This is a genomic window from Mycobacterium sp., from assembly GCF_965229265.1.
GTDB lineage: Bacteria > Actinomycetota > Actinomycetes > Mycobacteriales > Mycobacteriaceae > Mycobacterium.
In genome coordinates this window covers 226,400-240,927 of the sequence record NZ_CBDDIY010000011.1, presented here as the reverse complement: position 1 = coordinate 240,927, position 14,528 = coordinate 226,400, and the positions used below count along the sequence as shown (strand labels likewise).

Below are 14,528 nucleotides of genomic sequence, written 5' to 3'. Positions count from 1 at the left end.
ATGTCCGCCGGCTCAAGGGTGACGTGGCAGGACCGCGACGGGAATCCGCCAGATGGCTGCCGACCGGCATCCGCCTGACTGAACCCGGCCCCACACCTGGATTGCAGCTCGGCTCAGTCGGCGACCTGGTAGCGGGCGGACCGGCTGGAACGCTCGGTCACCGGCCGTCCTTGCGCCGCAACCGCTCGTTGACGGCCGCGCCGCTGACGTCGTCGTCGTCGAGCCAGCTCGCCGCGGTGTCGGCGCCGCCGCCCAGCGTCGAGAGCACCCGGGCGCGTTGCGACCACAGGTACAGGTCGGTCTCCACCACGTACCCCATCCCGCCGTGCAACTGGTGGGCGTCGAGCGTGGCCCACTTGGCGGCGGTGCAGGCCTGGATCCGCGCGATCGCGGCCTCACGAATGCCGATGCGGCCCTGGCCGATCCAGAACACCGCGGACTGCGCGGCCAGCCGCGCCGCGGACAGTGCGATGTGCATGTCGGCCACGATGTGTTGGGCGGCCTGGAACGAGGCGATCGGCCGGCCGAACTGGTGGCGCATCGTGGTGTAGCGCACGGTCCGCTCCATGACGGCCTCGCCGACGCCGACCAGGTCCAGCGACGTCAACGCCACCGCGGCGCTGCCGACCCGCCGAAGCTGGTCTGGATCCAGGGGCGCGCCGTCGTTGAGCACGTCGTCGGCCCGCACGTCGTCGAAGCGCACGCAGGACGCATGGTGGCCGCCCATCAGGGCCAGCGGCCGCGGGGTGACGCCGGCGTTCCGCAGCGCGACGACGAAGCCGATGGTGTTGCCCGATGGGTCCAGACCCGAGACGACGACGACGTCGGCGGTGTCGGCGTCGGCGACGAAATCGGCTGTGCCGGTGAGTCGCCAGCCACCGTCACGCGTGGATTCGGCGCGCAGGGTGGGCACTACGTCGGCGGCGTCGTTGGCGTTCCATAGGGCGGTGGTGCCCGCGATCCGGCCCGCGGCGAGGTCGGGCAGCCACCGACGGCGGGAGCGCTGGCCACCGAGCAGGTGCACGGCGTGTGCGGCGAACACGGTGCTGTGCACGCGCACCGGGCACAGCGCGCGCCCGGACTCACGGAAGAACACGCCGAGATCGCCGAGCGTGCCGCCGGACCCGGCGACCGCCTCGGGCAGGCCCAGACCCATGACGCCCGCAGCGGCCAGGTCGCTCCACAGATCGGGGCGCCCGGCGCCCAGCAATCCGCGCAGGCTCGCCGCGAGATCGCGTTCGTCTTGCCCGGCAACCAGTCTCATGTCAGCGCCCGTAGGACGGCATGCCGTCGCCACGCTGGGCGATGACGTCTCGCAGCACCTCGTTGGTACCGCCACCGAAACGCATCAGCGGGGCGAACCGGTAGAGCTTCTCGAATCGCCCGCCCGCCGGAGCCTCCGGGTTCCGGTGGGCCAGCAGCCCGTCGGCCCCCAGCAGGTCCACACCCAGGTCGGCGATGCGCTGCCGCAGTTCGCTGCTGAAGACCTTCTCGACACTGACCTCGACGGTCGGGATGATCCCGTCGGCCAACAGCGACGAGGCTTCGTAGCCCATCAGGCCGGCGACTTCGACGTCGGCCTCGGCTTGGGCCAGCCGGCGCCGGAACCCCGGGGTGTCGATCGGGACCGAACCGTCGCGTCGCGGCATGCGCGCCAGCACCTGCAGTTCGTCGAGCGCTCGGCGCAGGTCGCCCGCGTTGGTCAGGGCACCGCGCTCGAGGTCGAGAGCGCCGGTGATGTAGGACCATCCGCGATTCTCCTCGCCGATGAGGTTGGACACCGGCACCCGCACGTCGTCGAAGAACACCTCGTTGGTGCGGTAGCCGGACCAGGCGATCAACGGCCGGATCCGCACGCCGGGGCTGTCGACGGGAACGACGATCACCGAGATGCCGCGGTGCCGCTGTGCTTTCGGATCGGTCCGCACGCACAGCCATTCGTGGGTGGAGCATTGAGCTCCGCTGTTCCAGATCTTGGATCCGGTGATCACCCACTGGTCGCCGTCGCGCACCGCCCTGGTGCGCAGCGAAGCCAGGTCGGTGCCGGCGTCGGGCTCGGAATAGCCTAGGGCGCAGGTCATCTCGCCGCGGGCGATGAGTGGCAGGAAGTCCCGTTTGTTCTGTTCGGTGCCGTGCCGCATGATCATCGGCGCGATCGACGTGACGGTCAGATCGGGACCGGGCGCGCCCCAGTATCCGAACTCGGTCATCAGCAGGTGCAGGTAGACCGGTCCGAGTCCGAGCCCGCCATACTCCGCGGGCCAGTTCAGCCCGAACCAGCCCTTGGCGCCCAGCTTGCGGCGGAATGCCGCCACCTCGCCGCCGGGGTGCTCGAGATTGTGTTCGGCGATCTCGGCACGCAGTGCCTCAGTGACGTTCTCGCTCAAAAACTCCCGCACCTCGGCCAACCAGGCTCGCTGATCGGCGTCGAGGTCGAAATCCACAAGTGCGCACCCTAGCCGAATAGTTAGTTCGTCAACCGAAATTGATGGGGATTGCGACCCCGTGTTTTCGTGGACGACAGGTTAATAATCCGCTCAATTCGTCAAATGCGCCCGGTTTGGCCACTGATTCCATCGTCGTGTTACCTCGATGAAAACAATTCCGTAGATTCCGCGCGCATCTGCCACTGAAACCGTAGTCTCGTCTCGTTCAATTCAGGCGTTTAAGCAGGAGATGCCATGAGTAAAGGTGAGCTCACGCTCGAGCCCGAGAGTCCCGGGTCGTCCAACACCGTCGAGAGCAAGGGCCTCAAAGGCGGCGCGCTGGGATTGTTGTCCAGCATCGTCGTCGGAATGGCCTCGACCGCCCCGGCCTACTCGCTGGCCGCGACCCTAGGCCTGGTCGTCGCCAGCGGCGGCGCGCTGCTCGCAGGCGTCAAAGCCCCGGCGATCGTCCTTCTGGCGTTCATCCCGATGTACATGATCGCGGTCGCCTACCAGGAACTGAACAAGGCCGAGCCGGACTGCGGCACCACGTTCACCTGGGCTTCCCGCGCGTTCGGCCCGCTGGTCGGCTGGATGGGCGGCTGGGGCATCATCGCCGCCGACGTGATCGTGATGGCCAACCTGGCCCAGATCGCGGGCTCCTACTCGTTCACCTTCGTCGGTGGCCTGGGTTGGACCTCGGTGGCCGACCTGGCCAGCAGCACTCTGTGGTCGACGGTGGCCGGCGTCATCTGGATCATCGTGATGACCTACATCTGCTACCGCGGCATCGAGGTGTCGGCGCGAATCCAGTACGGCCTGCTGGGCATCGAGCTGGTCGTGCTGGTGGTGTTCTCGGTCGTCGCCCTGTTCAAGGTGTACGCGGGCAAGGCCGAGGCCTACTCGCTGCACCCCTCGTTGGCCTGGTTCTGGCCCGCCGGCCTGGACTTCACCACCGTGATCGCGCCCGCCCTGCTCACCGCGCTCTTCATCTACTGGGGCTGGGACACCGCGGTGGCCTGCAACGAGGAGTCCGACGATCCCGGCACCACGCCGGGCCGCGCCGCCGTCATCTCGACGTTCCTGCTCCTGGCGACCTACGCACTGGTCGCGGTGGCGGCGATCGCGTTCGCCGGCGTCGGCACCGAGGGCATCGGCCTGGGCAACGCGGATAACGCCGCCGATGTCTTCGCCGCGATCGGACCCGATCTGTTCGGCGACAGCGTGCTGGGCAAGATCGCGCTGATGCTGCTGGCCGCGTCGATCCTGACCTCGGCCTCGGCGTCGACGCAGACGACGATTCTGCCCACCGCCCGCACCACCCTGTCGATGGGTGTCTACCGCGCGCTGCCAACGTCCTTTGCCAAGATCCACCGCACCTACCTGACCCCCACCACGTCGACCATCGTCATGGGTGCGGTGTCGATCGGGTTCTATGTGCTGTTCACGCTGATCAGCCCGAACCTGTTGTCGGCGCTGATCGGTTCGGTCGGTCTGATGATCGCCTTCTACTACGGCCTGACCGGGTTCGCCTGCGTGTGGTTCTACCGCAAGGACCTCACCAAGAATGTCCGGGACTTCGTGATGCGCGGAGTCGTCCCGCTGTTGGGCGGGGTCATTCTGCTGGTGATCTTCATCTACGGCCTCATCCAGTACGCCAAGCCGGATTGGCTGACCGACGACGACGGCAACAACGTCACGATCTTCGGCTTCGGCGCGGTCGCGGTCGTCGGCATCGGAGCGCTGGTGCTCGGTGTCGTCCTCATGGTGGTGTGGTGGTTCGCCTCGCCGGACTTCTTCCGGGGTCGCACGCTGTCCCGGCGCTCCAGCGCCGATTTGGTCCTCACGCCCGCCACCGCGGTCGAGCCCACGCTAGGCCTGCCGGACTCCGGTGACATGCCGACCGTGATCGCGCCGGACCTGTCGAACCTGCCCCCGGGCGAGACGGCCATCAACCCCGAGACCGGCGAGGAGTTCACCAAGAGCCGGCACGTCTAGCCTGCCGCCGCGCGGTCACTGCCCGTGCCACTTGAGGTGGCCCACGACCGCCACCAGGGCAGTGGCCGCCGCGGCGACGTAGACCGGCGAGCCCGCGGCCAGGTGCAGTAGCCAAGCGCCGCAGAACGCTCCGGCGATGATCACCACGATGGCCCACAGCCGGCGGTGGGTGAGCCACAACCAGCCGGGGCCGAACAGCGTCTCGCTGGCATACGCCGTCAGCGTGGACGTCACCACGACAGTGGTGACGTCGGCCACCGCCAGCATCCGCGCGGTCGCGGCCTGCGCACCCATCAGCGCGGCCAGCGCGGCCGCAATCCCGACGCCGATCGGCGCCCTGCCGCTGACCGCGACGCTGGTCAGCACCGTCGCCACCACGGCGAGAACCACCGCGCTGGTGGCGAAGACCGCGGTGACCACCGGCTCCCACCCGTGGCGGCGGCGCTGCAACAACCGGCCGACCACCGCGGCGCCAACCACGTAGGCGCCCAGCGCCACCAGCGGCCCGGCGACGGGCAGTTCGTCCTCGCCGGCCATACCCATGCCGAGGATCACCACATTGCCGGTCATGTTGCCGGTGAACACCCGGTCCAGCGCGAGGTAGCCCACCGCGTCGAGCAGGCCGGTCACGAAGGTGAGCACCAGCATCAGCCACAGCTGCAGATGCGTCCGGACGAACGCGCTCACCGCTGTGGGCGCGGGTAGTGCACCACGACCGCGGCGCCGTCCGAGCGCGGGTCGGAGGCCGCCGTCATCGCCCCAGTCGGGTCGACGAACACCACATTGGCCTGGCCGAGCGATTCGGTGCGCGGCGCCACCTCGACCGGGAAGAAGCCCGCCCGGCGAATCGACGCCAGCGCCGGCGGCGCCAGATCGGCCTCGACGGTCACGGTGTCGGGGCCGCCGCCGCTCTGGTTGCCGACGATGGCACGGGGCGCGGCCACCGCCTCGATCGCCCCGGCGCCGCCGACGGCCCGCAGCAGGATCTGGCCGAGGATCTGCGGCTGCCCCTGACCGCCCATCGTCGCCAGCACGTGCTCGACCCTGCCCTGGCGCACCGTCATCGCCGGCATCAACGTGTGCGCCGGCCGTTTGCGCGGCGCGATCACGTTGGGCGACGCCGGGTTCAGCGAGAACCCGCAACCTCGGTTGTGGAACAGCACCCCGGTCACCGGATCGATCAGTCCCGAACCGAACGCGTGGTACACGCTCTGTATCAGGGACACCGCGTAGCCCTCGCCGTCGGCCGCGGCGATGCCCACGGTGTCCCCGCGCGGCACCCCCGGCGGCGCCGCGGGTACTGGTCCCGGGTGCTGGTCGACACCGGCGAACCGCGGGTCGGCCAGCCGGTTGTCTCGAAACTCGTTGCCGCCGTGGAAAGCCCGCAGAAGATCGCCCATGGCCGCACCCACTGGATCCTCGAGCGCGCTGTCACGAACCACCCCGAGCGCGTGCAACAGCACCAAGCCCTGGCTGTTGGGCGGACTGGTCAGCACCGTCAGTTCACCGAACTCGGCCTGCAGCGGCGCCTGGACCTCCGGCCGGAAATCGGCGAAATCGCCCACGTCGAAACGGGAACCGCGCGAGCGCAGGTAGTTCACCATCTGCTCGGCGAGCTCACCGCGATAGAAGGCGTCGGGCCCCTGGGACCGCAGGGTCGCGAACGTCGCGGCCAACTCCGGCTGCCGGAGCACCTCGCCGCGGCTCAGGAGCGCACCGCGCGGACGGAACACCCGGTCGAAGTCCTCGGTCCCGATCAGGTCGTGGTTCTCGACGTCGTCGAGGTGGGTGGCCAGTGACGGCGCTACCGCGACGCCGTCGCGGGCCACCGCCTCGGCGGCGGCGAGCGCCGTGCCCCACGAGACGCGGGAACCGAACCCTCGCATGGCTTCCCACCCTCGCACTCCCCCGGGCACGGTCACCGGGTCGGCGCCCCGGGCCGGCAACCAGTCGCCGTGGCGGTCACGAAGGTCGGCGGCGTCGACCGCGGCGGGCGCCCACCCGGAGGCGTTGACGCAGCGCACCGTGCCGTCGGGAGTCCGGATCAGCGCGAACAGGTCACCGCCGAGGGCGACGTTGTGCGGGTAGACCACGGTCAGCACCGCGGCGGCCGCGATGGCCGCGTCGATGGCGGTGCCGCCCTCGCGCAACATGCGGATCCCGGCTTCGGTTGCCAGGTGGTGCGGGGTGGCCAGCGCCCCTGTTGCCGGTGGACTACCAAGGGAGGCAGACACGGAAAAGATCACTCCTCAATGTGCCGAATCAGCCGGATGCCGGCGGGTTCAACGAATGGTGGACAGAAACGCCTTGGTGCGGTCGTGTTGCGGGTTGGCGAACAACTGCTCGGGCGGGGCGTCTTCGATGACCCGGCCGCCGTCCATGACGACGATACGGTCGGCTGCGTCGCGGGCGAAGCGCATCTCGTGGGTGACGACCACCATCGTCATGTGTTCGTTGGCCAGTTCGCGCATGACCGCCAGAACCTCCCCGACCATCTCGACGTCCAGGGCACTGGTGGGTTCGTCGAAAAGCATGACCTTGGGCCGCATCGCCAGGGCACGCGCGATCGCGACCCGCTGCTGCTGGCCGCCGGAGAGCTGGCTGGGGCGCGCATCGGCCTTGTCGCCGAGGCCGACCCGGCTCAGCAGCGCGATCGCGTCACGTCGGGCCTCGTCCTTGGCCACACCAAGGACGCGGACCGGTCCGTTCCAGACGTTCTCGGCGGCGCTCATATGCGGGAAGAGGTTGAAATGCTGGAAGACGAAACCGATTTCGCGGCGGCGGCGGGCCAGCTCACCGATGCTCACCTTCTTGGTGCCGTCGAGGTCCCGGTGGCCGATCGGCACGCCGGCGATCAGGATCCGGCCGCTGTCGACGGTTTCGAGATGGTTCAGCGACCGCAGCAGGGTCGTCTTGCCCGCACCGGATGGCCCGATCAGGACGACCACCTCGCCGCGCATCACGTCGAGCGAGACGTTGTCGAGCACCCTGCGGCCACCGAGCGTGCGCGACACGCCCTGGATCGACACGATCGGGGACTTCTGATCAGGGTTCATGGTCGACCTCACACCTCGGCCGGGGCGGCGGCGGGATTGCGGCGCGCCCCGAGGAGCCGCTGAGTAATACGCACCCGCTGGTTGATGCCGAGCTGGCGTGCCAACCGGTTCTCGATCTCGGCTTGGATGACGGTCCATAACGTGGTCAGCGCCAGGTAGTAAAGCGCTGCGACGATGAAGATCTCGAAGGTGTGGAACGTGGCCGAGCTGATCGACTGGGTCACCAGGAACATCTCGCTGACACCGATCACCGAGAGCACCGACGTGGTCTTCATCATGCCGTTGAACGAGTTGCCCAGCGGCGGAACCATGACGCGCAACGACTGCGGCACCACGATCCAGCGCATCACCTTGCCCGGTTTCATGCCCAACGACTCGGCGGCTTCGAACTGCCCTTTGGGCACCGAATCCAGTCCGGCCCTGATGATCTCGGCGATGTAGGCACTTTCGTTCACGGTCAGTCCGACGATGGCAGCCTGGATGGCCGCCTTCACCGAGAGCCCGAGGAACGACACGTCGTGGAACTGGTAGAGCCCCACCGCCGCCAGGCCGGTGTAGATGATGACCAGTTGCACCAGCAGCGGGGTACCGCGCACGGCCCAGATGTAGAGACTGGCACACCAGCGCAGAACCGCGAACCGGGACCGGCGCAGCAGCGCTATGACCAATCCGACGATGGTGGCCAGCACCATCGCCACCACGGAGATGACGATGGTGAGGACCAGACCGTCCAGGAATGGCTCACTGGGCGTGAACAACGCCTTCCAGAAGAACTGCCAATCGAAGTGCACGCCGCCGATCCCCCGTCACTTCTGGATGTCGAGATCGGTCTGGCCCCACTCGCCGAGGATCTTGGCGTAAGTGCCGTTGGCCTCGAGTTCACCAAGCGCCTTCGCGATGGCGTCGTGCAGTGCGGTGTCGCCCTTGAGCGTGGCGGCGCCGATCTTGATGGTTCCGAACGGCTTTCCCGCCAGCTGGATCTGGGCGCCAGTCTTGGTCGCGTAGTACCCCAGCGTCTCGGCGGTGTCGAGGTAGGCGTCGACCTGACCGTTCTGCACCTGCTGCAGCGCGACGTCGGCGTGGCTGTTTCGGGTGATGTCGATCTCGGGTTTGCCTGCGGCGGTGCACTTTCCGGACTGCTCGACGGTCAGTTCCTCGGCGGTGGTGGCGATGGCGACGATGACCTTCTTGCCGCACAGGCTCTCGTCCATCCCGGTGATGGCGGCGGGGTGCCCCTTGGAGACCGCAATGCCGGTTCCGGAGTAGACGTAGGGCACGAAGTCGACGACCTTCTCGCGCTCCGGCTTGATGTAGAGCTGGGCCATGATCACGTCGCACTGCTTGGCCTGCAGGGTGGGGATCACCGACGAGAACGCCGTCTCGACGAAGTCGGGCTTGAGCCCCAGCTGGGCTGCGAGCGCCTTGGCCAGGTCGACTTCGCTGCCCACCAGTGCGCCGGTCTCGTCGTGATAGACGCTCGGCGGGGTGCCGTCGTTGGGCGCACAGACCTTGAGGGTGCCGGCCTCCAAGATCGCCGGCGGGGCGACCTTGGCCGGGCCGCTGGGCGCCGCGGCCTCCGTGGAGTCCGATGAACAGCCGGTCAGTGCCACGGCGAGGGCGGCCGCGCACGACGCGATGGCGACCAGCGTCGACTTGGGGACGGTTGCAGACATGAGGGCCTCCGAAATCTCCACCCCGCAGACTGCGGGCCTATCGAACGATAGGAGACTATCGGTTGATAGGCAACAGATACGGCAAAGTCGCCCCGACTACCCCGCGCCCTCGTCGAGTTCGACCAGCCTGGCAGTGGTCTCGGCTTGCAACCCGGCCAGCCGGGACTGGTCGGTCAGCAACGCCCGCAACACGAAGTCGGCGGCCTCCAACGGGCGTCGTCCGCGGACCCGGCCGCCCGGTCCGCCCTGTTCCCGCAGGGTTTCGAAGAGCACGCCGTTGATGGCACGCTGCACGAAACCGGGCTCGAAGGCGACGAACTCCCCCGCCGCGCATCCGCCGCTGACCACCCGCTCGACCAGCTCGTGGAACAGCGCGATGCCGGCCCGTTCGTCGGCGAATTCGTCGAGGCCCAGGACCGCGTCCTGATAGAGCCCGCGCGAGTCGAAGGGCTGTTCCAACGCCTGGCGCACATCGCAGGCGATGCTCAGGTGCAGCTTCTCGGCCCAGCTGGTGTCCTCACCGAGATAGCGGTGTACCCGCTCGACCGACGGCCCCAGGTCGAGTTCCACCAGGGTCTGGTAGATCGCGTGCTTGGCCTCGAAATGATGGAACAACGACGGCTGCCGGATGTGCACGGCGTCGGCGATGTCGCGGGTCGACGTACCGAAGAAACCGCGCTGCGCGAACAAGCTGGCGGCCGCCAGCAGAATGCGGCCCCGCGTCGACGACCAGTCGACGGCGGTGGGGTGCCAATCCGGCCCATACTTCACCGCCAGATTGTGTCACCACCGCCGGCCGGTGCCGGACCGGCCGGTCAGCGAAGCTTGAAAATCGTTCGATGCCAGCCCTTTTCGGCGACGCCGGTGATATCGCTCATCACGTGCTTGATGGTGAGGTACTCCTCGAAGGAGTAGTCGCTCATATCCTTACCGAAACCGGACGCCCCGACACCGCCGTGCGGCATCTCGGAAATGATCGGGATGTGGTCGTTGATCCACACACAACCGGCATTGATCTCGCGCGAGGAGCGCTGCGCGCGGTAGACGTCGCGGGTCCAGGCCGAGGCGGCCAGCCCGTACTCGGTGTCGTTGGCTTGACGCAGCGCGTCGTCATCGCCGTCGTGGGGGCGCACCGTCAGCACCGGGCCGAAGATCTCGTCGCGGTACACCTCGGAGGTCTCGGCGACGTCGGCGATCAGCGTGGGCAGGTAGAAGGAGCCCGGCAGATCCGGCGCGGCGCCACCGGTGACCACCCGGCCGCCCTGGCCCGGTGCGCGGGCCACCATCGCGGCGACCTTGTCCCGGTGCGCCGCTGAGATCAGGGGGCCCAGGTCGGTGTCGGGGTCCTGCGGGTCGCCGACGACCAGCTTGCCCATCAGCTCGCCCACCCCGGCGACGAAGTCGTCGTAGAGCTCGCGGGCGACGATCGCTCGGGTGGCCGCGGTGCAGTCCTGTCCGGAGTTGATCAGCGATCCGGCCACCGCGCCGTGGATGGCGGCATCGAGGTCAGCGTCGTCGAACACCACGAACGGGGCCTTGCCGCCGAGTTCGAGTTGGGTGCGGTGGCCGTGTGCGGCCGCGGCCAGCATCACCTTGCGGCCGACCGCGGTGGATCCGGTGAACGTCACGACGTCGACGTCGCGGTGCCCGGCCAGCGCGGTGCCGACATCGGCGCCCGCGCCGGTGATGACGTTGAGCACCCCGTCGGGCAGTCCCGCCTCGGTGGCCAGCCGGGCCAGCGTCAGCGTGGTCAGCGGGGTCAGCTCGGCGGGCTTGATCACCACCGAACAGCCCGCGGCCAGCGCCGGCAAGACCTTCCACACCGCCATCTGCAGCGGGTAGTTCCACGGCGTGATCGTGGCGACCACGCCGACGGCCTCGCGGCGGATGGAGGAGGTGTGGTCGCCGGAGTATTCCGCGGTGGCCTTGCCCTCCAGGTGGCGGGCGGCACCGGCGAAGAACGCGATGTTGTCGATGCTGCCGGGCACATCGAATTCGGTCGCCAACCGCACCGGCTTGCCGGTCTGGCTGACCTCTTCGGCGACGATCTCCTCGGCGTGGGCTTCGACCAGCTCGGCGAGCTTGGCGAGCACGGTCGCCCGTTCGACGGGGGCCGCGCCCGACCAGCCGCGCAGGGCGGCGCGGGCCGAGGCCACCGCGGTGTCGACGTCGGCGGGCTGAGCCAGAGCGAGCTCGGCCACGGCGCTGCCGTCGGCCGGATTGACCACGGTGTGCAGGCCGCCGCCGGTCACCACCGGGGCGCCATCGATCCAGCTACTGGGCACGACTCGGGTCTTGTCAGAAGTGCGTGTGGTCACAGCGCAACGGTAACCGACCAGCCACAGCGGTGCTACGCATTACCGCTGTATGAACGGGTGAAGGCCACCAATTTCATCGATCCCGTTGCCTAAAACAACGGATTCCGTGCACAATCATGGGCATGCGCGACCCGGGTGTGCCTGCCAGTCGGTTCCCCGTCCGCGCGGTCGGGGCAGGTGGCAACGGTCCCGTCCAGCTCGATGAGATGTCGAAAGCGATCATCGAGAAGCTTCAGCAGGACGGCCGCCGATCCTACGCCGCGATCGGCAAGTCGGTCGGCCTATCCGAGGCCGCGGTGCGCCAGCGGGTGCAGCGCCTGGTGGACTCCGGGGTGATGCAGATCGTCGCGGTGACCGACCCGTTGCAGCTGGGCTTCACCCGGCAGGCGATGATCGGCATCCGCTGCACCGGTGACACCACCAAGGTCGCCGACAAGCTCGCACAGATCGATGCCGTGGACTACGTGGTGCTCACCGCCGGCACCTTCGACGCGATAGCCGAAGTGGTGTGTGAGGACGACGCGGAACTTCTCGATCTGCTGAACACCGAGATCCGCTCGGTACCAGGTGTGACCTCCACCGAGACCCTGGTCTATCTCAAACTCGTTAAACAACAATACAATTGGGGTACCCGATGACAACGACCGCAAGCCAGAACCTGACCGCCGAGCTCGGCGCGAAGGCAGACCGGCACCTGTGGGGCCATTTCGCCCGGCACGGGGAGGGCATCACGCCGCCGATCATCACGCGCGGCGACGGCGTCTACATCTACGACAGCGACGGCAAGCGCTACATCGACGGCCTGTCCGGGTTGTTCGTCGTGCAGGTCGGCCACGGCCGCGAGGAGATCGCCGAGGCCGCCAAGAAGCAGGCCGAGACCCTGGGGTTCTTCCCGCTCTGGTCCTATGCGACCCCGCCCGCCATCGAGCTGGCCGAGCGGCTGGCCGGTTACGCTCCCGGTGATCTGAACCGGGTGTTTTTCACCACCGGCGGCGGCGACGCCGTCGAGTCGGCCTGGAAGCTGGCCAAGCAGTACTACAAGCTGACCGGCAGACCGGGCAAGTACAAGGTCATCTCGCGCAGCATCGCCTACCACGGCACGCCGCACGGCGCGCTGGCCATCACCGGCCTGCCGACCTTCAAGGCACCGTTCGAGCCGATCACGCCCGGCGGTTTCCGGGTGCCCAACACCAACTTCTACCGGGCGCCCGAAGGCCACGACACCGACATCAAGGAGTTCGGGCAGTGGGCGGCCAACCGGATCGCCGAGGCCATCGAGATGGAAGGCCCTGATTCGGTCGCGGCGGTGTTCCTCGAGCCGGTGCAGAACGCCGGCGGCTGCTTCCCGCCGCCGCCCGGATACTTCGAGCGGGTCCGCGAGATCTGCGACGAATACGACGTGCTGCTGGTCTCCGACGAGACGATCTGCGCGTTCGGCCGCATCGGTTCGATGTTCGCCTGCAACGACTTCGGGTACGTGCCCGACATCATCACCTGCGCCAAGGGACTGACGTCGGGGTACGCCCCGATGGGCGCGATGATCGCCTCGGATCGCCTCTTCGAGCCGTTCAACGACGGCCAGACGACGTTCGCCCACGGCTACACCTGGGGTGGGCATCCGGTTGCCGCGGCGGTCGCGCTGGCCAACCTGGACGTCTTCGAGCGCGAGGGCCTCAACGATCACGTCAAGACCACGGCCCCGGCGTTCCGGGCCACCCTGGAGAAGCTGCTCGACCTGCCGATCGTCGGTGACGTCCGCGGCGAGGGCTTCTTCTACGGCATCGAGCTGGTCAAGGACAAGGCCACCAAGGCGATCCTCGACGACGAGCTGTCCGAGTGGCTGCTGCGCAGCTTCCTGTCGGTCGAGCTGTTCGAGGCCGGGCTGTACTGCCGGGCCGACGACCGCGGCGACTCGGTGGTGCAGCTGGCGCCGCCGCTGATCAGCGACCAGGCGCTGTTCGACGAGATCGAGCAGATCCTGCGCCGGGTATTCACCCAGGCCTGGGATCACCTGCAGACCCGTGGCGACGCCTGGCACTAAACCGTCGATCGACCCGGTGCGGTGGCAGCCGCCGGCCTCGGTGCCGCTGCCACCGCCGGATCTCGGCGGACCCCTTCGGATCATCGACGTACCCGGCCACGCGCCCGAGGACGTCGTGGTCGACGCCGACGGCGCGATCTGGACGGGTACCGACGACGGCGGGATCGTGCGGATCCGGTCCGGGGGCGTCCCCGAGGTGGTGGCCAACACCGGCGGGCGCCCGCTGGGCCTGGCGGTGGGCCGCGACGGCCGGTTGCTGATCTGTGACAGCCACCGCGGGCTGCTGCGGCTGGATCCGGCCACCGGGCATCTCGAAACGCTGGTGCGTGAGGTGGCCGGACGGCCGCTGACATTCTGCAGCAACGTCGTCGAATCATCGGATGGCACCATCTATTTCACCGAATCGACGTCGCGGTTCCACTACGAGTACTACAAGGGCGCGGTCCTGGAGGGTCGCCCCTGTGGCTCGCTGTTCCGCCGGGGCATCGACGGCACCGTGACCACACTGGCCACCGGGCTGCGGTTCGCCAATGGGGTGGCACTGAGCGCCGACGAGTCGGCGCTGGTGGTCGCCGAGACCACCGCATGCCGGGTCTCGAAGTATCCGCTGACCGGTTCCGGGGTGGGCGAGCCGGTGCCGCTGGTGCAGAACCTGCCCGGGTATCCGGACAACATCTCGCTGGCCCCCGACGGACGGATCTGGGTGGCCCTGGTCAGCGACCGTAACCGGATCGGTGAATGGCTGGTGCCGCGCGCCCCGGCGGTGCGCCGGTTGCTGTGGCGCCTGCCCTACCGGTGGCTACCCAGTCCGAGTCCGCAGGTGTGGGCGATCGCGATCGATCTCGACGGGCGTCTTCGGGCCCAGCTACGCACCGAAGATCCGCGGTTCGCGCTGGCCACCGGGGTGGTCGAACACGACGGCAGGCTATGGCTGGGCTGCATCGGGTCGGCCGCCCTCGCATGTCTCGATTTGTAACAATAACCACTCCAGTCACAGCGCGGCTCCACGGTTTCGG

General features: G+C 68.4%; 13 protein-coding genes. 4 read left to right on the top strand and 9 right to left on the bottom strand.

All coding sequences use genetic code 11. The annotated features are described in order from the left end of the window. Positions 1-157 precede the first annotated feature (157 nt). Together ADBZ9K_RS13605 and ADBZ9K_RS13600 are read right to left on the bottom strand one after the other, a co-directional pair. Complete coding sequence (locus ADBZ9K_RS13605; protein ID WP_526621305.1) at positions 158-1,264, bottom strand: acyl-CoA dehydrogenase family protein; 1,107 nt, start codon at positions 1,262-1,264, stop codon at positions 158-160. A gap of 1 nt (position 1,265) precedes the next feature. Next, positions 1,266-2,444, bottom strand: coding sequence for an acyl-CoA dehydrogenase family protein (locus ADBZ9K_RS13600; RefSeq protein ID WP_526621303.1), 1,179 nt, complete (start codon positions 2,442-2,444; stop codon positions 1,266-1,268). 237 nt (positions 2,445-2,681) lie between these two features. Between ADBZ9K_RS13600 and ADBZ9K_RS13595 the strand changes: the two genes are divergently transcribed. Next, positions 2,682-4,424, top strand: coding sequence for an amino acid permease (locus ADBZ9K_RS13595; RefSeq protein WP_526621302.1), 1,743 nt, complete (start codon positions 2,682-2,684; stop codon positions 4,422-4,424). A gap of 15 nt (positions 4,425-4,439) precedes the next feature. On the opposite strand, the gene ADBZ9K_RS13590 is transcribed toward ADBZ9K_RS13595, so the two are convergent. The 7 genes from ADBZ9K_RS13590 to ADBZ9K_RS13560 form a co-directional block, all read right to left on the bottom strand. Beyond that, complete coding sequence (locus ADBZ9K_RS13590; RefSeq protein WP_526621300.1) at positions 4,440-5,111, bottom strand: DUF1275 family protein; 672 nt, start codon at positions 5,109-5,111, stop codon at positions 4,440-4,442. Further along, a complete protein-coding gene (locus tag ADBZ9K_RS13585) occupies positions 5,108-6,658 on the bottom strand; it encodes a gamma-glutamyltransferase family protein (protein ID WP_526621298.1) in 1,551 nt (516 codons plus the stop codon). Before ADBZ9K_RS13585 ends, ADBZ9K_RS13590 begins: the two co-directional genes overlap by 4 nt. A 48-nt stretch (positions 6,659-6,706) precedes the next feature. Then, a complete protein-coding gene (locus ADBZ9K_RS13580) occupies positions 6,707-7,480 on the bottom strand; it encodes an amino acid ABC transporter ATP-binding protein (protein ID WP_526621296.1) in 774 nt (257 codons plus the stop codon). Positions 7,481-7,488: 8 nt separating this feature from the next. Then, positions 7,489-8,271: an amino acid ABC transporter permease gene (locus ADBZ9K_RS13575; RefSeq protein ID WP_526621295.1), complete on the bottom strand. Its 783-nt coding sequence runs from the start codon at positions 8,269-8,271 to the stop codon at positions 7,489-7,491. 15 nt (positions 8,272-8,286) lie between these two features. Continuing rightward, entirely contained in the window at positions 8,287-9,153 is an 867-nt protein-coding gene (locus tag ADBZ9K_RS13570) for an ABC transporter substrate-binding protein (RefSeq protein WP_526621293.1), read from the bottom strand. A gap of 96 nt (positions 9,154-9,249) precedes the next feature. Beyond that, entirely contained in the window at positions 9,250-9,924 is a 675-nt protein-coding gene (locus tag ADBZ9K_RS13565) for a TetR/AcrR family transcriptional regulator (protein ID WP_526621292.1), read from the bottom strand. A 44-nt stretch (positions 9,925-9,968) separates the two neighbouring features. After that, positions 9,969-11,471, bottom strand: coding sequence for an aminobutyraldehyde dehydrogenase (locus ADBZ9K_RS13560; protein ID WP_526621290.1), 1,503 nt, complete (start codon positions 11,469-11,471; stop codon positions 9,969-9,971). 137 nt (positions 11,472-11,608) lie between these two features. Here ADBZ9K_RS13560 and ADBZ9K_RS13555 point away from each other — a divergent pair, with 137 nt between their 5' ends. The 3 genes from ADBZ9K_RS13555 to ADBZ9K_RS13545 are packed head-to-tail and all read left to right on the top strand — an operon-like array spanning position 11,609 to position 14,488. Further along, the gene (locus ADBZ9K_RS13555) at positions 11,609-12,109 is read left to right on the top strand and encodes an Lrp/AsnC family transcriptional regulator (RefSeq protein ID WP_526622629.1); all 501 of its coding nucleotides are present in this window, start codon (positions 11,609-11,611) and stop codon (positions 12,107-12,109) included. Beyond that, a complete protein-coding gene (locus tag ADBZ9K_RS13550) occupies positions 12,106-13,512 on the top strand; it encodes an aspartate aminotransferase family protein (protein WP_526621289.1) in 1,407 nt (468 codons plus the stop codon). The genes ADBZ9K_RS13555 and ADBZ9K_RS13550 overlap by 4 nt, the downstream gene beginning before the upstream one ends. Beyond that, positions 13,493-14,488, top strand: coding sequence for an SMP-30/gluconolactonase/LRE family protein (locus ADBZ9K_RS13545; protein WP_526621287.1), 996 nt, complete (start codon positions 13,493-13,495; stop codon positions 14,486-14,488). Before ADBZ9K_RS13550 ends, ADBZ9K_RS13545 begins: the two co-directional genes overlap by 20 nt. Positions 14,489-14,528 lie beyond the last annotated feature (40 nt).